Annotated in this window: 22 protein-coding genes and 1 tRNA gene; 5 read left to right on the plus strand and 18 right to left on the minus strand. The window is 70.4% G+C overall.

Going from position 1 to position 20,854, the window contains the following annotated elements; all coding sequences use genetic code 11:
* The first annotated feature begins 7 nt into the window (after nucleotides 1-7).
* Nucleotides 8-664, plus strand: a complete 657-nt coding sequence (locus ACIQBL_RS39630; RefSeq protein WP_401951377.1) for an NAD(P)H-binding protein — start codon at nucleotides 8-10, stop codon at nucleotides 662-664.
* A 57-nt stretch (nucleotides 665-721) separates the two neighbouring features.
* On the opposite strand, the gene ACIQBL_RS39635 is transcribed toward ACIQBL_RS39630, so the two are convergent.
* The 3 genes from ACIQBL_RS39635 to ACIQBL_RS39645 all read right to left on the minus strand — a co-directional run bounded on the left by ACIQBL_RS39635 (nucleotide 722) and on the right by ACIQBL_RS39645 (nucleotide 1,392).
* Nucleotides 722-934, minus strand: a complete 213-nt coding sequence (locus tag ACIQBL_RS39635) for a hypothetical protein (RefSeq protein ID WP_401951379.1) — start codon at nucleotides 932-934, stop codon at nucleotides 722-724.
* 47 nt (nucleotides 935-981) lie between these two features.
* Complete coding sequence (locus ACIQBL_RS39640) at nucleotides 982-1,212, minus strand: polysaccharide lyase family 7 protein (RefSeq protein WP_401951382.1); 231 nt, start codon at nucleotides 1,210-1,212, stop codon at nucleotides 982-984.
* 98 nt (nucleotides 1,213-1,310) lie between these two features.
* A tRNA-Tyr gene (locus ACIQBL_RS39645) sits at nucleotides 1,311-1,392 on the minus strand.
* Nucleotides 1,393-1,625: 233 nt separating this feature from the next.
* Here ACIQBL_RS39645 and ACIQBL_RS39650 point away from each other — a divergent pair.
* Complete coding sequence (locus ACIQBL_RS39650) at nucleotides 1,626-2,114, plus strand: YajQ family cyclic di-GMP-binding protein (RefSeq protein WP_401951384.1); 489 nt, start codon at nucleotides 1,626-1,628, stop codon at nucleotides 2,112-2,114.
* Between the two features lie 136 nt (nucleotides 2,115-2,250).
* Here ACIQBL_RS39650 and ACIQBL_RS39655 read toward each other — a convergent pair whose 3' ends face one another.
* The 15 genes from ACIQBL_RS39655 to ACIQBL_RS39725 form a co-directional block, all read right to left on the minus strand.
* Nucleotides 2,251-2,517: a GlsB/YeaQ/YmgE family stress response membrane protein gene (locus ACIQBL_RS39655; RefSeq protein ID WP_401951386.1), complete on the minus strand. Its 267-nt coding sequence runs from the start codon at nucleotides 2,515-2,517 to the stop codon at nucleotides 2,251-2,253.
* 202 nt (nucleotides 2,518-2,719) lie between these two features.
* Nucleotides 2,720-3,286, minus strand: coding sequence for an SMI1/KNR4 family protein (locus ACIQBL_RS39660; protein WP_401951389.1), 567 nt, complete (start codon nucleotides 3,284-3,286; stop codon nucleotides 2,720-2,722).
* 110 nt (nucleotides 3,287-3,396) lie between these two features.
* Nucleotides 3,397-4,554 carry a barstar family protein gene (locus ACIQBL_RS39665; protein ID WP_401951392.1) on the minus strand — a complete coding sequence of 386 codons (1,158 nt, stop codon included), beginning with the start codon at nucleotides 4,552-4,554 and terminating at the stop codon, nucleotides 3,397-3,399.
* Nucleotides 4,555-4,566: 12 nt separating this feature from the next.
* The gene (locus tag ACIQBL_RS39670; protein WP_366489084.1) at nucleotides 4,567-4,959 is read right to left on the minus strand and encodes a YccF domain-containing protein; all 393 of its coding nucleotides are present in this window, start codon (nucleotides 4,957-4,959) and stop codon (nucleotides 4,567-4,569) included.
* On the minus strand, nucleotides 4,956-5,819 hold the full coding sequence (gene htpX, locus ACIQBL_RS39675; RefSeq protein WP_401951396.1) for a zinc metalloprotease HtpX: 864 nt from the start codon (nucleotides 5,817-5,819) through the stop codon (nucleotides 4,956-4,958). Before htpX ends, ACIQBL_RS39670 begins: the two co-directional genes overlap by 4 nt.
* 189 nt (nucleotides 5,820-6,008) lie before the next feature.
* On the minus strand, nucleotides 6,009-7,532 hold the full coding sequence (locus ACIQBL_RS39680) for an NADH-quinone oxidoreductase subunit N (RefSeq protein ID WP_401951399.1): 1,524 nt from the start codon (nucleotides 7,530-7,532) through the stop codon (nucleotides 6,009-6,011).
* Nucleotides 7,529-9,127, minus strand: a complete 1,599-nt coding sequence (locus tag ACIQBL_RS39685; protein ID WP_401951401.1) for a NuoM family protein — start codon at nucleotides 9,125-9,127, stop codon at nucleotides 7,529-7,531. Before ACIQBL_RS39685 ends, ACIQBL_RS39680 begins: the two co-directional genes overlap by 4 nt.
* 6 nt (nucleotides 9,128-9,133) lie before the next feature.
* Nucleotides 9,134-11,128, minus strand: a complete 1,995-nt coding sequence (locus tag ACIQBL_RS39690) for an NADH-quinone oxidoreductase subunit L (RefSeq protein ID WP_401951404.1) — start codon at nucleotides 11,126-11,128, stop codon at nucleotides 9,134-9,136.
* On the minus strand, nucleotides 11,125-11,538 hold the full coding sequence (gene nuoK, locus ACIQBL_RS39695) for an NADH-quinone oxidoreductase subunit NuoK (RefSeq protein ID WP_401951406.1): 414 nt from the start codon (nucleotides 11,536-11,538) through the stop codon (nucleotides 11,125-11,127). Before nuoK ends, ACIQBL_RS39690 begins: the two co-directional genes overlap by 4 nt.
* Nucleotides 11,538-12,308, minus strand: a complete 771-nt coding sequence (locus tag ACIQBL_RS39700; protein ID WP_401951659.1) for an NADH-quinone oxidoreductase subunit J — start codon at nucleotides 12,306-12,308, stop codon at nucleotides 11,538-11,540. The genes nuoK and ACIQBL_RS39700 overlap by 1 nt, the downstream gene beginning before the upstream one ends.
* Before the next feature lie 62 nt (nucleotides 12,309-12,370).
* Nucleotides 12,371-12,952 carry a NuoI/complex I 23 kDa subunit family protein gene (locus ACIQBL_RS39705; RefSeq protein ID WP_401951408.1) on the minus strand — a complete coding sequence of 194 codons (582 nt, stop codon included), beginning with the start codon at nucleotides 12,950-12,952 and terminating at the stop codon, nucleotides 12,371-12,373.
* Nucleotides 12,952-13,920 (minus strand): NADH-quinone oxidoreductase subunit H, encoded by a 969-nt coding sequence (locus tag ACIQBL_RS39710; protein WP_401951410.1) that lies wholly within the window; start codon nucleotides 13,918-13,920, stop codon nucleotides 12,952-12,954. Before ACIQBL_RS39710 ends, ACIQBL_RS39705 begins: the two co-directional genes overlap by 1 nt.
* On the minus strand, nucleotides 13,917-15,221 hold the full coding sequence (locus ACIQBL_RS39715; protein WP_401951413.1) for an NADH-quinone oxidoreductase subunit C: 1,305 nt from the start codon (nucleotides 15,219-15,221) through the stop codon (nucleotides 13,917-13,919). Before ACIQBL_RS39715 ends, ACIQBL_RS39710 begins: the two co-directional genes overlap by 4 nt.
* Nucleotides 15,218-15,964, minus strand: a complete 747-nt coding sequence (locus ACIQBL_RS39720) for an NADH-quinone oxidoreductase subunit B (protein ID WP_401951416.1) — start codon at nucleotides 15,962-15,964, stop codon at nucleotides 15,218-15,220. The genes ACIQBL_RS39715 and ACIQBL_RS39720 overlap by 4 nt, the downstream gene beginning before the upstream one ends.
* Nucleotides 15,955-16,350, minus strand: a complete 396-nt coding sequence (locus tag ACIQBL_RS39725) for an NADH-quinone oxidoreductase subunit A (protein WP_329265568.1) — start codon at nucleotides 16,348-16,350, stop codon at nucleotides 15,955-15,957. The genes ACIQBL_RS39720 and ACIQBL_RS39725 overlap by 10 nt, the downstream gene beginning before the upstream one ends.
* 319 nt (nucleotides 16,351-16,669) lie before the next feature.
* On the opposite strand from ACIQBL_RS39725, the gene ACIQBL_RS39730 reads away from it, so the two are divergent.
* The 3 genes from ACIQBL_RS39730 to ACIQBL_RS39740 all read left to right on the plus strand — a co-directional run bounded on the left by ACIQBL_RS39730 (nucleotide 16,670) and on the right by ACIQBL_RS39740 (nucleotide 20,584).
* Nucleotides 16,670-17,896 carry a sensor histidine kinase gene (locus ACIQBL_RS39730; protein ID WP_401951418.1) on the plus strand — a complete coding sequence of 409 codons (1,227 nt, stop codon included), beginning with the start codon at nucleotides 16,670-16,672 and terminating at the stop codon, nucleotides 17,894-17,896.
* Between the two features lie 274 nt (nucleotides 17,897-18,170).
* Nucleotides 18,171-19,520 (plus strand): sensor histidine kinase, encoded by a 1,350-nt coding sequence (locus tag ACIQBL_RS39735; RefSeq protein WP_401951420.1) that lies wholly within the window; start codon nucleotides 18,171-18,173, stop codon nucleotides 19,518-19,520.
* A 404-nt stretch (nucleotides 19,521-19,924) separates the two neighbouring features.
* Nucleotides 19,925-20,584 (plus strand): response regulator transcription factor, encoded by a 660-nt coding sequence (locus tag ACIQBL_RS39740; RefSeq protein WP_026179104.1) that lies wholly within the window; start codon nucleotides 19,925-19,927, stop codon nucleotides 20,582-20,584.
* Nucleotides 20,585-20,854: the final 270 nt, after the last annotated feature.

Raw genomic sequence — 20,854 nt, forward strand, 5'->3', positions numbered from 1 at the left:
CGAAGGCATGCGCATTGTCATCGCTGGAGGTCATGGTCAGATCGCGCTGCGGCTGGAGCGCCTGCTCGCCGCGCGCGGTGACGAGGTCGCGGGCATCATCCGCAACGCCGGACAGAGCGAGGATCTACGGGCGGCCGGTGCCGAACCGCTCGTGCTCGACCTGGAGTCGGCCTCGGTCGAGGAGGTCGCGGCGCTGCTGCGGGGCGCCGACGCGGCGGTCTTCGCGGCGGGCGCGGGCCCGGGCAGCGGCACGGCGCGCAAGGACACGGTGGACCGGGGTTCGGCGGTGCTGTTCGCCGACGCGGCGGTCCTGGCGGGCGTACGGCGCCATGTCGTCGTGTCCTCGATGGGCGCGGATCCGGCGCACGGCGGGGACGGCGTGTTCGACGTGTATCTGCGGGCCAAGGGCGAGGCCGACGCGTACGTACGCGGCTTGAGTGCCCTGGACTGGACGATCCTGCGCCCCGGTTCGCTCACGAACGGCGCCGGCACCGGTCTGGTCCGGCTGGAAGCACACACCGGTCTCGGCTCGATCCCGCGCGACGACGTGGCCGCCGTACTCGCGGAGTTGGTGGAGACGCCGGCGACGGCCGGTCTGACACTCGAACTGATCGGCGGAACCGCGCCGGTGTCGGTGGCGGTGAAGTCGGTGGCGGGGAACTGAGGTTCGCCGCCGGACGTTGACGTACTGCCACTGCCTGGAACGTCCTACCGCCACCGTCTAGAACAGCGGCATCTGCCCGGGGAAATCCGGTACCGCGTATCCGTCCAACGCGGGCTGCGCCGCCCCGAGTTCGGCCTGCCTGCGGGACCCGGCGCACGACACGAGTTCCCCGCTCTGTCGCGCGCCGGGCGGGTCGTGCCGCGCGAACCGTCCGGCCACGACGGCGATTTCGCGACGGCACTCGGGGCAGCTTCTGCGGCGCGACGACATGGGCTCAGTCTGCCCCGCCGCAGACCGCGTCGGCTGCCGGGGCTCGCTCAGCCATGAGAGACGTTTCCGCCCGAGACGCCGATCGTGTAGCTCCATGCCCTGCCGACCGGCACGTTGCCGACGGTGTGCGGGGGCTGTCCTCCGGACGGCGAGTTCTCCGTGCCGAGGACGATGTCGCCGCTCGACCGGTAGTGCAGCTCAAGCAGCGGCTTGGTGGACGTACCGCTGGTGCCGAGGGGGATCCGGCCGACACAGACGTTCGAGGTGACGGCCCTCAAGGCTGGCGGCAGGGTGCTGCGACGCCATGGAATGCCCTGGGAACGACGAAAGGGTCTGTGATCAGCATTGCTGCTGATCACAGACCCTTTCGGTCGTGTGGCGGCGCCAGGGTTCGAACCTGGGTAGGCTAAGCCGGCAGATTTACAGTCTGCTCCCTTTGGCCACTCGGGCACACCGCCGGGTTTGCTGCCCCTCGAACCGCTTTTCGGCGGTGCTCCGTGGCAACGACGTAAACGATACCCGATGCACAGGGGTGCTTCGCCACCCGATAGATCGGCGTTCAGAGGGGAGGGGTGGCTAGGCTTATGCGGATGCGGCCCGGGGCCTACACCGGGCTCGGCGGCTGTCCCCACGCACGCCGATACGCAGAGACACGCATCGATACGCACCCCGATACAAGGAGCCACAGGACATGGCCGACTCCAGTTTCGACATCGTCTCGAAGGTCGAGCGGCAGGAGGTCGACAACGCCCTCAACCAGGCCGCCAAGGAGATCTCGCAGCGCTACGACTTCAAGGGCGTGGGTGCCTCGATCTCGTGGTCCGCCGAGAAGATCCTCATGGAGGCGAACTCCGAGGAGCGGGTCAAGGCGGTCCTCGACGTCTTCCAGTCCAAGCTGATCAAGCGCGGCATCTCGCTGAAGGCGCTGGACGCCGGTGAGCCTCAGCTCTCCGGCAAGGAGTACAAGATCTTCGCGTCGATCGAGGAGGGCATCTCCCAGGACAACGCGAAGAAGGTGGCGAAGATCATTCGTGACGAGGGTCCCAAGGGCGTGAAGGCCCAGGTGCAGGGCGACGAGCTGCGGGTCAGCTCGAAGAGCCGCGACGACCTTCAGGCCGTGCAGGCCCTGCTCAAGGGCAAGGACTTCGACTTCGCGCTGCAGTTCGTGAACTACCGGTAGAACGGCACTTCGCGCGTCCGCCGCGCGCGGGTACGAAGGAGTACGAGGAAGGGTGGGCACCCGTGTCGGTACCCACCCTTCTCGCCTGCTGGCTGCGGCACGGGGGCGCGCGAGGACCTGTCCGGCCCGAGAGGTCCTAGTTGCGCGAGTTGCCGAACAGGATGCGGTAGGCGATCAGGAGGACGAGCGCGCCGCCTATCGCGGAGGCCCAGGTGGCGCCGTCGTAGAAGTTCTTGGCGACCGGGTGGTCCAGCCAACGGGCCGATATCCAGCCGCCGATGAACGCGCCCGCGACGCCGATGACGGTCGTACCGATGAAGCCGCCCGGGTCGCGGCCCGGCAGCAGGAATTTGGCGATGGCTCCGGCCAACAGTCCCAGGATGATCCAGCTGATGATGCCCATGCCGTGAACCTGCCCTTCCACGCTGTGCTCGCACTGATCCGGAGCTGTGAATTCCGTCCGGACAGGCTGTGTTCGTAGGTCCTTGCGCACGGCCTGTGGCTGCATGTTGCGCCGTGTCGATGAACAGGACGTCACGGACGCGTGTGGTGGTTGCAGGCGTCCGCGAGGTGGTGCCTGGGAGGTCATCCGCGCCGGGGAGTGCTCAGGATCCCTCTGCCGTCGTACGGACGCGGAAGTCGGGCCACGGCTTCGGCTCGGCGTCGCCTTCGTCCTCCGCGTACCAACCCGTGCCGTCGAGCCAGCCCTGGAGCCACTCGGCGAGGCTGGGCGCGTCCACGTACCACGCGTGGTCCGCTTCGTCGGCGTTCGGCTCGTAGAGCAGGACGGTGGCCTGCGGGGTTCGGCAGTCCACGCACGCGTACATCGCGCAGCCCCAGTGGGATATCGGCAGGACTCCCTCGGGCCAGGGCCAGTCGGGGTCCTCGTGTCCGCTCTCGCGGTTGGCGAGGTACTGCGTGACGGCGGCGGGCTCGCCGGCGGGCGGGTCGTCGAGCAGGGGCAACAGGCCGTAGTCCGGGCCGAATCCGCCGTCTCCTATCCGCAGGTAGAGCGCGGCGAGCAGTGGGGGCAGGTTGAAGCCCAGGGCGGCCTCGGCGCGGGTCACCGTGGACTCGTCCACAGGGGCGGGGAGTGAAGTCCAGCCCCATGGGCGGGTGTTGCGTGCCTCGGTCGCCACTCGTGCCAGCAGTCGCTGCTCGTTCTCGGTCATGGCTTCATCGTGCCGCGCGCCACTGACAATCGGGGCGGCCTGTGGACAACCCGGCGGTTGTGGAAAAGCTGCAGGCAGCGAGCCTGGCGGGGTGGCTCGGTGAGGGACGGTCAGGCCAGGCGGACGTCGACATGCCTCTCGGCGAGGAAGGCGAGCAGGTCCTCGAACGTCGGCGGGCGCCGGCAGGTTTGCGGGCTGACGCCGAGACAGGTGCGGGCGACAGTGGCGTCGTGCCAGACGAGGGTGAAGGGCGTGGTGGCTCCCCAGCTGCCGCGCAGGCAGTCGTTCAGGGCGTCCAGGCCCCAACCGAGGTATCCGGCAGGTCCGTTGACCGCCTCGCCGAGGGCGCAGAAGAAGCCGGGCGGGTCGGTGATGTGTCTGCCGTCGAGGTGGTAAGTGGTGCCCGGGGGCCGGTCCGGGGTGGTGTGGGTGTGGTTCGCCAGGGCCGTGTCCAACCAGAATCGGCGGCCGTCGGCGGCACAGCCTGCCCAGCGGCCGGGCTCGGTGGGGCGGCCCTCACCCCACAGGTCCCATACCTCCCGGGCCGCGAGCGGTGGCCGTTCCGACCAGGGGTCGAGGGTGAGATCGACCAGGCCCGGGCCGCGCGCGGACGGGATCCAGGCCCGTAACTCGCCCTCGACGGCGGGCTGTACGGGCCGACCTGACGAGTCGATACGGACCACCTTGGCGTGGCCGAGATCCTCTTCCCCGCCGTCCAGTGCCGCTCGCAGCGCGCCGCGCGGGGAGCAGCCCAACAGGTGGAGGGGAGGCTCCAGCGGCTCGGGACGGTCCTCCTGGATGTGGGCCAAGTCCCGGCAGCCGCCCCATGGTTCCCCGTCCGCGCCCAGCATCCGGTAGCCCGGGGACAGGGGCGGGCACTGCGGATAGTCGTAGAGGTTGTCGTCGGACGGTCTGCCCTCGACGGTGACGTCTCTCAACGACAGGTCACGCGCGCAAGGGCGGTCACCGACGACGCGTACGTCCTCCAGCCACCACTCGCCCTCTCCCCCGCCGGCCTTGTCGAGGGTCTCCAGGGTGAGGCGGCCGAGCGGCGCCGAACCGTCGGCACGCGCGCGTGCGAGGGCCGTGCGCAACCCGCCCTCGGGTGCGCAGCCGAGCAGTTCGTACGTCTCCCGCGTGGGTGGGGACGGGTCGGCGAAGAGGTCGGCGGCGTCCTGGCACAGGGCCCAGGTCTGCTCGTAGCCGTGCTCGCCGGTGGACTCGGCCCCTTCGTCGTACGACAGCAGGACGTACTTCGGCGCCCCCACCACTGCCCGCCGTCAGCGGGTGGCGAACGGCTGGTCCGTGGGCACGATCTCGCGGCCCAGGGGGAACAGCGAGACCGGGATCAGCTTGAAGTTGGCGATGCCGAACGGGATGCCGATGATCGTGATGCACATCGCGATGCCGGTGACGATGTGCGCGAGGGCCAGCCACCAGCCCGCGAGGACCAGCCACAGGACGTTGCCGACGCAGGAGGGCGCGCCCGCGTCCCGGCGCTCGACCGTCGTGTACCCGAAGGGCCACAGGGCGTAGACGCCGATACGGAAGGCTGCGATACCGAAGGGGATGCCGATAATGGTGATGCACAGCAGCGCGCCCGCGAAGAGGTACCCGAGGAACAGCCAGAAGCCGCTCAGGACGAGCCAAATGACGTTCAGGATGGTTTTCACTGGGGGCGACCTGCCATCTTCTCGAGCCGGGCGATGCGCTCCGCCATCGGCGGGTGTGTCGAGAACATCTTGGAGAGTCCCTGGCCCGGGCGGAAGGGGTTCGCGATCATCATGTGGCTCGCGGTCTCGATGCGGGGCTCCGGAGGCAGCGGGAGCTGCTTGGTGCCGGCGTCGAGCTTGCGCAGGGCGCTCGCGAGGGCGAGGGGGTCTCCGGTGAGCTGGGCGCCGGAGGCGTCGGCCTCGTACTCCCTGGAGCGACTGATGGCCAACTGGATGAGGCTGGCCGCGAGGGGCCCCAGGATCATGATCATCAGCATGCCCAGGATGCCGGGGCCGTCGTCGTCGTTCGAGCGGCCGACAGGGATCAGCCAGGCGAAGTTGACCAGGAACATGATCACCGAGGCGAGGGCGCCGGCGACCGACGAGATCAGGATGTCGCGGTTGTAGACATGGCTCAGCTCGTGGCCGATGACTCCGCGCAGCTCGCGCTCGTCCAGGATGCGCAGGATGCCTTCCGTGCAGCACACGGCGGCGTTGCGCGGGTTGCGGCCCGTCGCGAAGGCGTTGGGTGCCTCCGTGGGCGAGATGTACAGGCGCGGCATGGGCTGGCGGGCCTGCGTGGAGAGCTCGCGGACCATGCGGTACAGGGCGGGGGCCTCGAACTCGCTCACCGGGCGGGCGCGCATCGCGCGTAGCGCCAGTTTGTCGCTGTTCCAGTACGCGTACGCGTTCGTGCCCAGCGCGATCACGACCGCTACGACGAGCCCCGTGCGGCCGAAGAAGCTGCCGATGACGATGATGAGTGCGGACAGTCCCCCGAGGAGAACTGCGGTCCTGAGCCCGTTGTGCCGGCGGTGCACGGTACGCCCTCCAAATCGTGCAGCAGGGGAACCCTTTGCTTGCTGATCTCTGATGCCACTGGTGTCGTGGTGCCACGTCCAGTGGACCCTCCCGTACTGGTCAACGCCAGGCGGGGGGCTCTAGTTCCCTTGTGCGTACGGCGCCGGGGGTGGGCCGTCCGGGTGAGGACGGTGGTATGCGCCGGTGGCTCAGAAGAGTCCGGTGCCGGCGAAGCGCAGGACCAACTGGGGTGCTCCGGAGAGGGCGATCCCGAGGGCGCCGGTGAGAGCGAGCGCGGCGGTGAGGGGCGCGGGGACGCGGTGTTTGGCGTGCTCGCCCTCGGGGGCGCGGAACAGCAGGGCCGTCCACTGGAGGTAGTAGAAGAGCGCGATCACCACGTTGACGGCCATGACGACGGCCAGCCAGCCCAGGCCCGCGTCGACGGCCGCCGAGAACACGGTGACCTTCGCGAAGAGCCCGATGACGCCCGGCGGCAGTCCGGCGAGGCACAGCAGGAAGAAGGCCAGGAGGAGGGCGGCCAGGGGGTTCGACGCGTACAGGCCGCGGTAGTCGCTGATGCGGTTGAGGGCCCTGTTACGGCCCACCAGGGCGGCCACCGCGAAGGCACCGAGGTTCACGGCGGCGTACATGAGGGCGTAGGCGACGGTGGAGCCGATCGACTTCTGGGCGTCCTTGGAGTACGCGGCGGCGGCGATCGGTACGAGGAGGTAGCCGGCCTGACCGACGGAGGACCAGGCGAGCAGCCGTACCGCGCTGTACGCGCGCGTGGCCTGTTGGTGCAGGGCGCCCAGGTTGCCGACCGTCATGGTGAGGGCGGCCAGTGCGGCGAGCGCCGGGCCCCACACGTCGGCGTACGACGGGAAGGCGACGACGGTGACGAGGATCAGGCCGGAGAAGCCGACCGCCTTGCCGACGACCGACAAGTAGGCGGCGATCGGGAGGGGCGCTCCTACGTAGGTGTCGGGTACCCAGAAGTGGAAGGGGACGGCGGCCGTCTTGAAGGCGAAGCCGACGAGGGTGAGGACGACGCCTGTCTGGGCGAGGGTGTGGAACTGGCCGTCGACGTGCTGGATGCGGTCGGCGATCCGGGTCAAGTACAGGGTGCCTGTGGTGGCGTAGACGAAGCTGACGCCCATGAGGCTGACCGCGGTCGCGGTGACCGACGACAGGAAGAACTTGAGGGCCGCTTCGGCGGACTTCCTGTCGCCGTGCCGGATGCCTACGAGGGCGAAGGCGGGCAGGGAGGCGACCTCCAGGGCGACGATCAGGGTCGCGAGGTCGCGGGAGGCGGGCAGGAGGGCTGCGCCCGCGGCGGAGGAGAGGAGCAGGAACCAGTACTCCCCTTCGGGGAGTCCCTTGTCGGCATCCTTCAGGGTGGTGATCGACAGGAGGGCCGCGAGGAGGGCGCCGCCGAGGACCAGGAACTGGATGACCAGGGTGAAGCGGTCCGCCGTATAGCTGCAGGCGGTCGCGTCTCCGGTGAGGCAGAAGGTGGCGCGGTCGCCGTCCAGGAGGGGCAGCAGCATCAGGGCCGAGGCCGCCAGTCCCGCGACCGACACCCAGCCCAGGAGTGCTTTTCGGGCCTCCTGGAGGAACAGGTCGGCGACGAGGACCACCAGGCCGACGACCGCCGTGATGGTGGGCGGTGCGATCGCGAGCCAGTCGACGGACTGGACCATCGACTCCGCGAGAGGCTGGGCCAGGGAGCTCATCGGGTGCCTCCTGCGAGGAGCTGCTGCACGGCCGGGTCGGTCAGGCCGAGGAGTGCCTTCGGCCACAGGCCGGCGGCGACGGTGAGGGCGACGAGCGGGGTCCAGGCCGCGAACTCGTACGTCTGGACGTCGGCGAGTTTCGGCGCCTCCTGCGCCACGGCCCCCATGCAGACGCGGCGGACCACGGCGAGCATGTACGCGGCGGTCAGCAGGGTGCCGAAGGCGGCGATGGCCATGAAGGTGAGGAAGGCCGGGCGGCTGAGGCCGGCGGCGGGTTTGAACGCGCCGAACAGCGTCAGCATCTCGCCCCAGAATCCGGCGAGTCCGGGCAGTCCGAGCGAGGCGACGGCGGCGAAGGCGAGCAGTCCGCCGAGGCGCGGGGCCTTGCCGTAGAGGGCCGCACCCGTCTCCTTGGCGAGGCTGTCGAGGTCCGTCGTGCCCGTGCGGTCCTTGAGGGCGCCGACGAGGAAGAAGAGCAGGCCGGTGATGAGGCCGTGGGCGATGTTGGCGAACAGCGCGCCGTTCACGCCGGTCGGGGTCATCGTCGAGATGCCGAGCAGGACGAAGCCCATGTGGCCGACGGAGGAGTAGGCGATGAGGCGTTTGAGGTCACCCTTCGCGCCCTGCTTGGCGAGGGCGAGGCAGGCCAGGGAGCCGTAGATGATCCCGACGACGGCGAAAGCGGCTAGGTAGGGCGCGAAGGTGTGCATGCCGTCGGGTGCGATCGGCAGCAGGATGCGGACGAACCCGTACGTGCCCATCTTCAGCAGGACGCCGGCCAGCAGGACCGAGCCGACGGTCGGGGCGGCGGTGTGCGCGTCGGGCAGCCAGCTGTGCAGCGGCCACATCGGCGTCTTCACCGCGAGCCCGATCCCGACCGCCAGAACGGCGATGACCTGCACGGATGTGGTCAGCGACCGGCCGTTGTCAGTGGCGAGTGCCACCATGTCGAATGTGCCCGCCTTGATTCCGATCAGGAGCAGGCCGAGCAGCATGACGACGGAACCGAGCAGGGTGAAGAGGATGAACTTCCACGCGGCCCGGGTCCGTTGGGCACCACCCCAGCGGGCGATGAGGAAGTACATCGGGATGAGGACGGTCTCGAAGGCGAGGAAGAAGAGGATCAGGTCGAGGACGGCGAAGGTGGCGAGGGTGCCGGACTCCAGGACGAGCAGCAGGGCGACGAACGCCTTCGGGGACGGGCCCGCTGCCCGCGGCGTCAGCCGCTGATGTTGCTGCTTGAAGTAGGAGTAGAGCGCGCAGAGGAAGGTCAGCAGCGCGGTCAGGACCAGGAGGGGGAGGGAGATGCCGTCGATGCCGAGGTGGATGCGCACGTCGAGTGCGGGGATCCAGCTGATGTCGGTCGTGGCCTGCATCTTCGACGGATGGTCGTGGTCGAAGCCGAGCGCGAGGACGATCGCGGCGATGAGGATCACGCCGGTCACGGTGACGCCGTGCCGTAGGACGGCCTGCTCGGGCGACTTCCCCTTCAGCCCGGGCGGGGCGGGCAGCAGGGCGGCGACGGCGCCGAGGAGCGGGCCCACGACGACGAACGCCAGAAGGACCTGCATCACGGACTCGTTGATATCGATCACGCCTGCTCACGCTCCCGTGGCGACGAGGAGGACGGCGACCGTCAGGACGACGGTGCCGGCGAGCAGCGCGCTCACATAGGTCTGCAGATTGCCGGTCTGGGCGCGCCGTACGGCGGCTCCGAGCAGGCGGGGCAGGGTGCCCGCGCCGCCTACGTAGGTGTCGACGACCTCGCGGTCGAGGAACCGGACGAGACTCGCCGCCGCCATCACCGGGCGGACGAACAGCGCCCCGTAGACGGCGTCCAGGTGGAAGCCGGAGGCCGCGTGGCGGTGCAGCGGGCCGAGCAGGAGGCGGCCCGGGTCCCCCGGGTCGGGTGCCGAGGCCACGTCTCCGTAGGCGGCGGTGTGGCTCGCGATGGCCTCGGCCTCGACGAGTCCGGCATCGCCCTCCGGGTGGGCCGCGACCGCACCCATCGGTGCGCGGGCCGCGAGCGCGGTGGTGTGCCGCCAGGCGCCGTAGGTGAGGATGCCGCCGGCGAGCGCGACACCCGTACCGAGTACGGATGTGGTGAGCGTCGGGGTGAGGTCGCGGCCGTCGAACCAGTCGGGCAGCACGCGGTAGGCGAGCCCGCCGAGGGCGAGGGACGGGACGGCGAGCACCCACAGCACGGCGTTCATCGCGACGGGCTGCCTGCCGTGGTCGGGTGCTTCAACTCCCCGGCCGTTGAAAGCGAGCAGCCACAGGCGCGTGGCGTACGCGGCGGTGAGCAGGGCCGCGAGCAGGCCGGCGACGAGGACGATCCAGCCCGCGGCGCCGGGGATGTGCGAGGTGTGCTCGGTGGCCGCGTGTTCGGCGGCGCCGAGGACGGACTCCTTGGAGAAGAAGCCGCTGAAGGGCGGGATCGCGGCGAGCGCGAGGAGCGCCACGGTCATCGTCCAGAAGGCGTCGGGGACACGGGCGCGCAGGTTGCCCATGCGGGACATGGCGGCCAGCGAGTTGGTGCCGGAGGCGTGGATGATCACGCCGGCCGCGAGGAAGAGCAGCGCCTTGAAGGCGCCGTGGGACAGGAGGTGGAAGACGGCGGCACCGCGGTCGCCGACGGCGAGGGCTCCGGTCATGTAACCGAGTTGGCCGATCGTCGAGTAGGCGAGGACACGCTTGATGTCGTCCTGGGCGAGCGCGGCGAGGCCCGAACCGGCCATCGTCACGGCGGCCATGACGGCGAGGACGACCATCGCGGCCGAGGAGGCCTCGAAGACCGGAAGGAGCCGGGCGACGAAGTAGACACCGGCGGCGACCATCGTCGCGGCGTGGATCAGCGCGGAGACGGGAGTGGGGCCGGCCATCGCGTCGGGGAGCCAGGTGTGCAGCGGGAACTGCGCCGACTTGCCCGCCACACCGGCCAGGAGCAGCAGGGCGATCAGCGTCGGATGGTGCAGGTCGCCGCTCGCGACGGTGCCGAGGACCTTGGTGATGCGGAAGGACCCGGCGTCGGTGGCGAGCGCGAACAGGCCGATCAGGAAGGGGACATCGCCGAGTTTGGTGACGAGGAAGGCCTTGATGGAGGCGGCGCGGGCCTCCGGGGTCTCCCAGTAGTGGCCGACGAGGAAGTAGGAGCAGATGCCCATGACTTCCCAGCCGACCAGCAGCACGATCAGGTCGCCGGAGTAGACGACGAGGAGCATCGCGGAGGTGAAGAGGGAGACGAGGGCGGCGTACGAGGGGTAGCGCGGGTCGTCGCGCAGGTAGCCCGTCGAGTAGATCTGCACGCAGGTGGCGACGAAGCCGACCAGGACGGCGACGAGAGCGGCGAAGCCGTCGATGTGCAGGGCGAGTTCGACGGGGACCGAGCCGGTGGGCGTGAGTTCGGTGGCCGAGTCGATGGCCGCGCCGCCGCCCTGGCGTACGGCGACGACCGCGGCCAGCGCGAGCGCGGCGAGCGTCGGCAGCACGGCGAGCGGGCGGACGAAGCCGGGGGCGGTGCGGCCCAGGAGCAGTCCGGCCGCGGCGCCCAGGAACGGGAGGAGGGGGACGAGGACGGCGAGGGTGGTCGTGGTCACGCGGTGGCCTCAGCCTTCTCGGCCGCGGGGGGCTCGGTGCCGTCGCCGTCGGCGGCGTCGCTGTCCGACCCGTCCGGGCCGTCGGATTCGTGGCCCTCGGCGGTGTCGCGGAGCTTGTCGATGTCCGAGGTGCCGCGGCCCCGGTATACGGCGAGGACGATCGCCAGGCCGATGCCGATCTCGGCGGCGGCGATGGCGATGGTGAACAGGGTCAGGGCCTGGCCGGAGTGCAGCTTGTCCTCGGCGGTCCTGCTGAGCCAGACGTCGAAGGCGACCAGGTTCAGGTTGACGGCGTTGAGCATCAGCTCGACCGACATCAGGACGAGGATCGCGTTGCGGCGGGCGAGGACGCCGTAGATGCCCGTGCAGAAGAGGAGGGCGGAGAGCACGGCGGGATAGGCGAGGTGCATCAGCGGGCTCCCTTCTGCTCGGCGGGGTTGTTCTGCTCCGACGGGGTGTTGCGCTCGGTGCCCGGCTCCGTGTTCCGCTCGGTGTCCGGCCCCGTGTTCCGCTCGGTCGGACCGTTGCCTTGAAGCCGGCCATTTCGCCCGAACGTGTGATTACGGGAATCCGGCACGGATGGGGAACTACCGGTCGCTGGCCGAGAGTTCACAGGGGGAGAGCTCGACTCCGCCTTCGCTTTGCGGGACAGGACGATCGCGCCGACCAGGGCCGCGAGGAGAAGGACGGAGAGGGCCTCGAAAGGGAGGACCCAGTTCTGGAACAGGCTCGCGCCGGTCACCGCGGTCGAGCCGGCGGCCGGGCCGTCCAGGTCCATCCAGGTCGCGCGGAAGGCGTCGACGACGACCCACACCAGGGCCGCCGCGGCGGCGCCGGCCACGGCGAGGGCGGCCCACCGGTTGCCGGAGTCGGCGTCCGGGGAGCGGCCGATGGGGGCCTTCGTGAGCATCAGACCGAAGAGAAGGAGAACGACGACGGAACCGACATAGATGAGGACCTGCACCCAGGCGATGAACTCGGCGGTGAGCAGGAGGTATTCGACGGCCAGGCCCCCGAGGGCCACCACGAGCCACAGGGCGGCGTGCACCAGCTGCTTGGTGGTGACGGTGACGAGGGCCGCGCCGAAGGTGACCAGGCCGACGAGGAGGAAGGCGATCTCGACGCCGGTCGGGGAGAGGAAGCCGTGCGGGTGGGTGGCGGCGACGGTTGCCGGGGCGATGGTGGCGGTTGTCGTGGCGGTTGCGGTTGCGGTTGCGGTTGCGGTTGCGGTTGCGGCGAGGGTCACGACTGTCCCTCCGGCGGGTCGGTGGGGTCGACGGGCGCTGCCTGCGCAAGGGCCTGAGTCGCGGCCAGCTTCTCGGCGGTCTTGTGGGCGGCGGCGATCTCCTTGGGTTCCTCGGCGCCGGGGTCGAGGGCGGGTGGGGCCGGGACGGTCCACATCCACTCGCGGAGCTTGTCGCGTTCGTGGGTGAGTTCGTGGATGTCGGTCTCGGCGTACTCGAACTCCGGGGACCAGAACAGCGCGTCGAAAGGACAGACCTCGATGCAGATACCGCAGTACATGCACAGGGAGAAGTCGATGGCGAAGCGGTCGAGGACGTTGCGGCTGCGCTCGCGGCCACCGGGGGCCGCCGCCGGGACCGTCTCCTTGTGGGAGTCGATGTAGATGCACCAGTCGGGGCACTCGCGGGCGCAGAGCATGCAGACCGTGCAGTTCTCCTCGAACAGGCCGATGACACCCCGGGTGCGGGGCGGGAGGTCGGGCTGGGTGTCGGGGTACTGCTCGGTGACGGTCTTCTTCGTCATCGTGCGGAGGGTGACGGCCAGACCCTTGGCCAGGCCGGAGCCGGGGATCGGGGACATCAGAGGAACACCACCTTCACGATGCCGGTGAGGGCGATCTGAGCGAGGGAGAGGGGGACGAGGAGGGTCCAGGAGAGTTTCTGGAGCTGGTCCTCGCGCAGGCGGGGATAGGTGACGCGGAGCCAGATGACGACGAAGGCGAGGAGTGCGGTCTTCAGCAGGGTCCAGACCCAGCCGAGGCCGTCCGCGCCCCACGGGCCGTGCCAGCCGCCCAGGAAGAGGACGGTGGTCAGGCCGCACAGGACGACGATTCCGGCGTACTCGGCGAGGAGGAAGAGGGCGAAGCGGAGACCGGTGTACTCGGTGTAGGCGCCGAAGATGATCTCGGAGTCGGCGACGGGCATGTCGAAGGGAGGGCGCTGGAGTTCGGCCAGGCCCGCCACGAAGAACACGATCGCGCCGACGAGTTGCCAGGGCAGCCACCACCAGTGGAAGGCGTCGAGGATGCCGGGGAGGGAGACCGTGCCGGCTGCCATCGCCACGGAGGCGGCGGTGAGCAGCATGGGGAGTTCGTAGGCGAGGAGTTGCGCGGCGGTGCGGAGGCCGCCGAGGAGGGAGAACTTGTTGGCGGAGGCCCAGCCGGCCATGAGGGAGCCGAGCACGCTCACGCCCATCACCGCGAGGACGAAGAAGATACCCGCGTCCAGGAGTTGGCCGACGGCGCCTTCGCTCGGGCCGATCGGGATGGCGAGGAGGACGAGCAGATACGGGAGGAGGGCGACAGCGGGGGCGAGTTGGAAGATACGGCGGTCCGCGCCCGCCGGGACGATGTCTTCCTTCTGTGCGAACTTCACGCCGTCCGCGACGAGTTGGGCCCAGCCGTGGAAGCCGCCGGCGTACATCGGGCCGAGGCGGCCCTGCATGTGGGCCATCACCTTGTGCTCGGTCTGACCGACGATCAGGGGGAAGGTGAGGAAGACGACGAAGACGATCAGGAGTCGCAGGGCGACGTCGAGCGCGTCGTTCACTGCGGGCCTCCTGCTGGGGTGTCGGGGGTGGGGTCGGCTGCGCCGGGGGTGGGGTCGGCTGGTTCTGGAGCGGGTTCGGTCGCTTCCGGAGTGGGTTCAGGTGCGACCGGAGTGGGTTCGGTTGCGGCCGGGTCGAGTTGAGCCGCTTCCGGAGCGGGGTCAGGTGCGGGTTCAGGTGCGGCCGAGTCGGTTTCGACTGACGGTCCGTCGGCCGGCCGATTCGCAGGGCTCGGCTTCGCCGCCGCCGCCGCTGGCTCGGGCTCGGGCTCGTCGAAGGCTGGGCGGGCGTAGTGCCACGGTGCGTCCGTGCTGCGGGGGGTGGTGGTGGGCTTGGTGGGGGCGCCCTCCCGCGCCGATTCCGGTGCCGGTTCTGTTGCGGGTGCCGGTACTGGCTCTGCTGGTGGTGCCGGTTCCGTCGCGGGGGCTGGTGCTGGCTCTGCTGGTGGTGCCGGTTCCGTCGCGGGGGCTGGTGCTGGCTCTGCTGGTGATGCCGGTTCCGTCGCGGGTGCCGGCACCGCGCCCCCGCCCGGTGCCGTCTGGCTCGCCGAGCCCTCCGATGCCGTGCGGGCGCGTCGTACCGGACGGTCGCCTACCGCGCGTACCGGGCGTTCACCTGCCGCTCGGGCCGGCCGCTCGCCCGCCGCTTGCCCCGGACGTTCACCTGCCGCTCGCACCGGGCGGTCTCCCGCCGCTCGGGCTGCGCCTCGGGTGGGGCGGGCGGGGGCCGGGGGGAGTTGGCCCTTCAGGGGGCCCCATTCGTTCGGGTCGGGGACGCCCGGTGGGAGCATCTGGCGGCGTTTGGGGCCGCCGTGGTCGGACTCGCCCGGTTCCTTGGCGCCGGGCCAGGCCTTGGCTACGCGGGCCGCCAGGACGAAGTCCTTGCGGAGGGGGTGGCCTTCGAAGGTTTCCGGGAGGAGGAGGTGGTCCAGTGCCGGGTGGCCCTCGAAGTCGACGCCGAACATCTCGTGGGTCTCGCGTTCGTGCCAGGCGGCGCCCGCGTAGACGTCCACGGCGGTGGGGAGTGCCGGGTTCTCGTGCGGAACCGTCGTACGGACGAGGAGACGGCGTACCGGTGCCAGTGCCACGACGTGGGCCGAGACGCGGAAGCCGGTGCCCGGTTCGTCGACCGCGCTGAGCCAGTCGAAGTAGGTGCAGCCCAGGTCGTCGCGGGCGGTGCGCAGGGCGGGGATCCAGGCGGTGGGTGGTACGTCGACCGTGAGGAGCTCGTACGACTCCTCGGCCGTGGCCTCCGTACCGAAGAGTTCCTCGGTGGGGGCGGGCAGCCAACCGACGGCGGTCATCGGGGATCCCCCGAGGCCGTACCAGCCGTACCAGCCGTACCAGCCGTACCAGCCGTACCGGAGTCGGAATCGGAGGACGACCCCTCACCTTCACCCGCACCCGTACCCGCACCCGTACCCGCACCCGCCGAGCCACCACCCCGCACCGGCGCTGTCACCAGCCCGCTCTGCAGTGCCGCCGTCGAGGGGCGCGCCCCCGCGGATCCGGCCCCGGACCCGGATCCGTACCCGTACCGCTCCCCCAGCGACTCCCGGGCGATCTTCTCCTGGAGTTTGAGGATGCCCTGGAGGAGGGCTTCGGGGCGGGGTGGGCAGCCGGGGACGTAGACGTCGACCGGGATGATCTGGTCGACGCCCTTGGTGACGGAGTAGGAGTCCCAGTACGGGCCGCCGCAGTTGGAGCAGGCGCCGAAGGAGATGACGTATTTCGGTTCCGGCATCTGTTCGTAGAGGCGTTTCACGGCGGGGGCCATCTTGTCGGTGACCGTGCCGGAGACGACCATCAGGTCGGCCTGGCGCGGGCCCGGTGCGAAGGGGATGACGCCGAGGCGGATGAAGTCGTGGCGGGCCATGGACGCGGCGATGAACTCGATGGCGCAGCAGGCGAGGCCGAAGTTGAAGACCCAGAGGGAGTAGCGGCGGCCCCAGTTGAGGACCACCTTCATCGGTTCGGGGGCGAGGCGGGCGAGGGTGCCCAGCCGTTTCGGCTCCGGCAACAGCACGGGCTCGGGGGTCACGTCCATGCCAGGACGCCCTTCTTGTATGCGTACAGCAGGCCCACGGCGAGGAAGCCGAGGAAGATGAACATCTCCACGAGGGTGGTCGCGCCGTAGCCCGGCGCGGCGAAGACCGTGGCCCAGGGGAAGAGGAAGATCGAGTCGACGGCGAAGACGACGTACAGGAACGCGTAGACGTAGTAGCGGACCTGGGTGTGGGCCCAGCCCTCGCCGACGGGGTCGACGCCGCACTCGTACGTCAGGAGTTTCTCAGGGGTGGGGACGACCGGGCGCAGCAGGCGGCCCGCGCCGAAGGCCACGGCGACGAAGAGGACGCCGACGACGGCGAGCAGGCCCACGACGGAGTAGGACCGGAAGTAGTCCGCCGCGACGACCACGGTCGGCTCCCGCAAGGTCTCCCGAAAGGTCCCCGCCAGGCTCTCCGGCAAGGTCCCTGGCAACGTCTCCCGCAAGTCCGACCCCTCCTCTTCGCCGGTGGCCGGCAGTTCGGCCCGGTACCTCGGCACCCCGGTGCCCCTGGTACCCCGGTGACCCGTGTGAACTCTGTGTTCGACGATCCGTACGCACGGGAGTCTAGGCCCTGTTAAAGGGACCGTAAGCAGCCCGTCACGGCTTGAGATCCGCCCGAGATGCCGTGGTGGGGTTTTCCCCCGGGGGCCGGGGCGGCAGACCTCATGGCGCCGGGGCGCGCCGCGCGGCACCCTGGCCCGTATGACCGTACGCATCCCCTTCGCCGACCCGGCGGCATCCGGCGGCGAGAAGCTCGACGAGCCCCTGCCGCGGGCCCGTTTCGCCTACGACAGACACACCTGGAAGGAGATCGCGCATCTCCTGGCGAATCTGCCGATGTCGGTGTTCGGCTTCGTCTACGTGGCGACGGTGCTGTTCACCAGCTCCCTGCTCACGATCACCGTGGTCGGGTTTCCGCTGCTCGCGCTGGGGTTGATGGGCGCGCGGCTGATCGGGAAGTTCGAGCGGGGCCGGGCCCGGCGGCTGCTCGGGGTGCGGATCGACGAGCCGAGCCCGTTGCCGTTGCCGTTGCGCAAGGGGGGCGGGCTGCTGCAACGGGTGTGGATGGCACTGAAGGACCCGGTGGGCTGGCGGACGGTGCTGTACGACGGGATGCGGTTGCCGTGGGGCATCGTCACCTTCACCATCACGCTGACCTCGCTGTTCGTGCTGTGGCCGGTGCTGCCGTTCATCGCGCGCGGGCTGGCGAACGCGGACCGGGCGATGGTGCGCGGCCTCCTCTCCCCCTCCGACGAGCTGGAGCGCCGTATCGCCGAACTGGAGTCCGACCGGGGGGTCGTGGTCGACACGGCGGCGGCGGATCTGCGGCGGATCGAGCGCGATCTGCACGACGGGGCGCAGGCCCGGCTGGTCAATCTGGCGATGGGGCTGGGGCTGGCCAAGGAGAAGCTGCTCGAAGGGCAGTCCGACGAGCACGTCGCCGCGATGGTCGACGAGGCGCACGGCGAGGTGAAGCTCGCGCTCCAGGAGCTGCGGGATCTGGCGCGCGGGATCCATCCCGCCGTCCTCACCGACCGCGGCCTCGACGCGGCTCTCTCCTCCGTCGCCTCGCGCTGCACGGTGCCGGTGAAGGTGACGGCCGACCTGGGCGCGCGCCCGGCGGCGGCGATCGAAGGCATCGCGTACTTCACGGTCTCCGAGCTGCTGCAGAACATCAGCAAGCACAGCGGCGCCCGTTCGGCGTCGGTGGACGTGTGGCGGGCGGAGGACCGGCTGCTCATCCAGGTCTGGGACGACGGCCGCGGCGGCGCCCGCCTCGACGGCGGCACGGGGATGCGCGGCCTCGCCGACCGCGTCGGGGCGGTCGACGGGCTCTTCGTCCTCGACTCGCCGCCCGGGGGGCCCACGACGGTGACGGCGGAGCTGCCGTGGCGCGAGCGGACCGCCGAGCCGGGTGGTCAGAGGTAGCGACCCCCGCTGCCCGACGGGCTGTTGTTCATCCTCGATTCCCCACCCCGGCGGCCCTACGACCGTCACGGCGGACCCGCCCTGGCGTGAACGGACCACCGAACCGGTCCGGGGAGGGCGGAGCCGCAGGTAGCGGAAAGCCGGGGGTAGGGAAAACCCCCCTCCCGAGAGGCCGACGGACTCCATGGTCCGCGGAGCTGCGGCCGAGCAGTCTGGAGATACGACAGCACGGCTGCGACACGGCTGCGGAAACGAGTAGAACGGGACGACGTCAATGGCCACGGAGTACGGGCAGGGGTACGGATCGCACGGCAGGTTCGACCTCGACGAGCGACGCCGAGGCCGGCGCCGGCTGCCGACCGCGCTGCGCGCCCCCCTGGAGGCGCGCCACTGGCGCGAGTTCGGCTACGTCCTGCTGAGCCTGCCGATCAGCATCCTGCTCTTCACCTACGCGATCACGATGGTGTCGCTGGGCGCGGGCCTGCTCATCACGTTCCTCGGTATTCCGGTCCTGGCGGGCGCGCTGGCCGGCTGCCGCGGCTTCGGCGCGCTGGAGCGGGCGCGGGCCCGCGGGCTGCTCCACCTGGACGTCGCCGACCCCGAGCCGCTGCGGATGAAGAAGAACGGCCCGATGTCCTGGATGGGAGCCGTCCTCAAGAGCGGCACGTCCTGGCGCCATCTGCTGTACGCGGTGCTGCACTTCCCCTGGGCGGTCTTCTCCTTCGTCGTCGCCCTCAGCTTCTGGGCGTACGGCTGGGCCATGCTGACGTACCCGCTCTGGTTCTGGCTCTTCCCGATGTACGGCGGTGGGGGCGGCCTTCAGCTCTACGGCGACGAGCACCACCGGATCTATCTGGACAACCCCTTCGAGATCACCGTGACCGCGCTGGTGGGACTGCTGTTCACGCTGGCCACGCCGTGGATCGTGCGGGCACTGACGATGGTGGACCGGCTGATGGTGCACGGGCTGCTCGGCCCGTCGAAGCTGGCGACGCGCGTCGTGGAGCTGGAGTCGGACCGGGGTGTCGTGGTCGACACGGCGGCGGCCGACCTGCGGCGCATCGAGCGGGACCTGCACGACGGCGCGCAGGCCCGCCTCGTGGCGCTGGCCATGGATCTGGGGCTGGCGAAGGAGAAGCTGACGGAGGACCCGGAGGCGGCGGCGCGGATGGTGGGCGAGGCGCACGGCGAGGTGAAGACGGCGTTGCAGGAGCTGCGGGATCTGGCGCGCGGGATCCATCCCGCGGTGCTGACGGACCGGGGGCTCGACGCGGCCCTGTCGTCCGTCGCCTCGCGCTGCACGGTGCCGGTGCAGGTGGACGTGGATCTGCCGGCGCGGCCGGCGGCGGCCATCGAGGGGATCGCGTACTTCACCGTCTCCGAGCTGCTGCAGAACATCAGCAAGCACGCGAAGGCCACGTCGGCGGCGGTGGACGTGTGGCGGGTCGAGAACCGGCTGATGCTTCAGGTCGTGGACAACGGGGTGGGCGGTGCGGATGCCTCCGGCGGTTCGGGGCTGGCCGGTCTTGCCGGGCGGCTCGATGCGGTGGACGGGATTCTGGTGGTCGACTCACCGGCGGGTGGGCCTACCCGGATCACGGCGGAGCTGCCCTGGCGGGGGTGAGGGGTGCGGAGTTGAGAGGTCGAGCCCCCTGCCCGTCCCCCTGGGGGCTGCGCCCCCGGACCCCCTTCGGCCTGAACGGCCTCGTCCTCAAACGCCGGACGGGCCGGTTGATGCCGGCCTGCGCTGAAAAGCGGACGCCGGACGGGCCAGATGTTGCCGATCCCCGCTGAAAGCGATCACCGAACCGGCTGGACGAACCCGTCCCCCACTGACAAGCGAGCCCCTCCCAGGCCGGAATCCGCTGGCCTGAACCCACCCCACCACCCCCCTATTCCAGTCGCCCGGACGCACCGCGGTCCGAATACTGGAATGCTGGACCTGCCGTGCGGACGGACGCGAACAGGGCGCGGCCGGCGCGGGACGGCGGGGCAGGCTATGGGGGGCCGAACATCGTGGAGGACAGGGTGCGGGTGGTCATCGCCGAGGATTCAGTGCTGCTCAGGGAGGGCCTGACCCGGTTGCTGACCGACCGGGGGCACGACGTGGTGGCCGGGGTGGGGGACGGGGACGCGCTGGTCAAGACCATCACCGAGCTGGCCGATCAGGGCGCGCTGCCGGACGTCGTCGTAGCAGACGTACGGATGCCGCCGACCCACACCGACGAGGGCGTACGGGCGGCGGTGGAGCTGCGCAAGGCGCATCCCGGTCTCGGCGTGCTGGTGCTGTCGCAGTACGTGGAGGAGCGCTACGCCACCGAACTGCTGGCCGGTTCCACGCACGGCGTCGGCTATCTGCTCAAGGACCGGGTGGCCGAGGTGCGTGAGTTCGTCGACGCGGTGGTGCGGGTGGCCTCGGGGGGTACGGCGCTGGACCCTGAGGTGGTCGCGCAGCTGCTCGGGCGCAGCCGTAAGCAGGATGTGCTGGTCCGGCTCACCCCGCGGGAGCGCGAGGTGCTGGGGCTGATGGCGGAGGGGCGGACGAACTCCGCGATAGCCCGGCAGCTGGTGGTGAGCGACGGCGCGGTCGAGAAGCACGTCAGCAACATCTTCCTGAAGCTGGGGCTGTCGCCGAGTGACGGGGATCACCGGCGTGTTCTGGCCGTCCTCACCTACCTCAACTCCTGACAAACTGACACTGTGTCAGCTGTCCGGCCATCCACCGGCGGTTGTCCGCCGCCGTCAGTCAGCCGTCAGTCCACTGTCAGCCGAGTCCGAGAACCAGCCAGCGCAACGGGAGCGTCTTCAAGGGAAGCGTCGGGGGGCGGGAAATCATGACAAGTCAGGGCGTCCAGCCGTCTCAAAACAGCGTCCATCATGCGAACGGCCGAAGGAAGGCGACCCTTACAGACGTAGGGTTGATCCTGGGAGGGTCGGCAGTACGACCATGCCCGGACA

Origin of the sequence: Streptomyces sp. NPDC088350 (assembly GCF_044753545.1) — a bacterium.
GTDB lineage: Bacteria > Actinomycetota > Actinomycetes > Streptomycetales > Streptomycetaceae > Streptomyces.

Bases quoted from the DNA above. Each gene is read 5' to 3' on its own strand.
- ACIQBL_RS39735 (WP_401951420.1), top strand. From the start codon at position 18,171: ATGGCCACGGAGTACGGGCAGGGGTACGGATCGCACGGCAGGTTCGAC.
- ACIQBL_RS39660 (WP_401951389.1), bottom strand. From the start codon at position 3,286: ATGACCGAGAACGAGCAGCGACTGCTGGCACGAGTGGCGACCGAGGCA.
- ACIQBL_RS39655 (WP_401951386.1), bottom strand. From the start codon at position 2,517: ATGGGCATCATCAGCTGGATCATCCTGGGACTGTTGGCCGGAGCCATC.
- ACIQBL_RS39630 (WP_401951377.1), top strand. From the start codon at position 8: ATGCGCATTGTCATCGCTGGAGGTCATGGTCAGATCGCGCTGCGGCTG.
- ACIQBL_RS39720 (WP_401951416.1), bottom strand. From the start codon at position 15,964: ATGGACGTGACCCCCGAGCCCGTGCTGTTGCCGGAGCCGAAACGGCTG.
- ACIQBL_RS39680 (WP_401951399.1), bottom strand. From the start codon at position 7,532: ATGAGCTCCCTGGCCCAGCCTCTCGCGGAGTCGATGGTCCAGTCCGTC.
- ACIQBL_RS39730 (WP_401951418.1), top strand. From the start codon at position 16,670: ATGACCGTACGCATCCCCTTCGCCGACCCGGCGGCATCCGGCGGCGAG.
- ACIQBL_RS39635 (WP_401951379.1), bottom strand. From the start codon at position 934: ATGTCGTCGCGCCGCAGAAGCTGCCCCGAGTGCCGTCGCGAAATCGCC.
- nuoK (WP_401951406.1), bottom strand. From the start codon at position 11,538: ATGCACCTCGCCTATCCCGCCGTGCTCTCCGCCCTCCTCTTCTGCACG.
- ACIQBL_RS39650 (WP_401951384.1), top strand. From the start codon at position 1,626: ATGGCCGACTCCAGTTTCGACATCGTCTCGAAGGTCGAGCGGCAGGAG.
- ACIQBL_RS39715 (WP_401951413.1), bottom strand. From the start codon at position 15,221: ATGACCGCCGTCGGTTGGCTGCCCGCCCCCACCGAGGAACTCTTCGGT.
- ACIQBL_RS39705 (WP_401951408.1), bottom strand. From the start codon at position 12,952: ATGTCCCCGATCCCCGGCTCCGGCCTGGCCAAGGGTCTGGCCGTCACC.